The sequence below is a fragment of the Mesorhizobium sp. M2E.F.Ca.ET.209.01.1.1 genome (assembly GCF_004010375.2).
Taxonomy (GTDB): Bacteria; Pseudomonadota; Alphaproteobacteria; order Rhizobiales; family Rhizobiaceae; genus Mesorhizobium.
Genome location: NZ_SADP02001181.1, coordinates 1 through 290, shown reverse-complemented (window position 1 = coordinate 290; position 290 = coordinate 1). Strand labels below are relative to the sequence as shown.

At 65.2% G+C, this 290-nt stretch carries 1 protein-coding gene; it reads left to right on the top strand.

The window, feature by feature from the left end; all coding sequences use genetic code 11:
* Positions 1–243: LapA family protein (locus EN852_RS39640; protein WP_135879962.1), on the top strand; the 243-nt coding region annotated here is incomplete at its 5' end.
* Positions 244–290: the final 47 nt, after the last annotated feature.

The following is a 290-nucleotide window of genomic DNA, read 5'->3' as shown; positions in this document are numbered from 1 at the left end:
TTCACGCTCGACCCGTTCCATCCGGGCAATCCGGCGCTGACGCTGAATTTGCCGCTCTTCATCTTCCTGTTCCTGGCTTTGGCCGTCGGCATGGTCGTCGGCAGCTTGGCGACCTGGGTGAAGCAGGGCCGCTATCGCAAGCTCGCGCGCCAGCGCGGCATCGAGGCCGAGAACCTGCGCCAGGCAGTGAGCCGCGCGCCCGCGGCGCCTAAAGGACCGGCGCTGCCGAAGCCGACGAACTAAGGCAATTCCGGTGTGGGCGATTTTGCGTCCGGAATCGCACAAGAAAC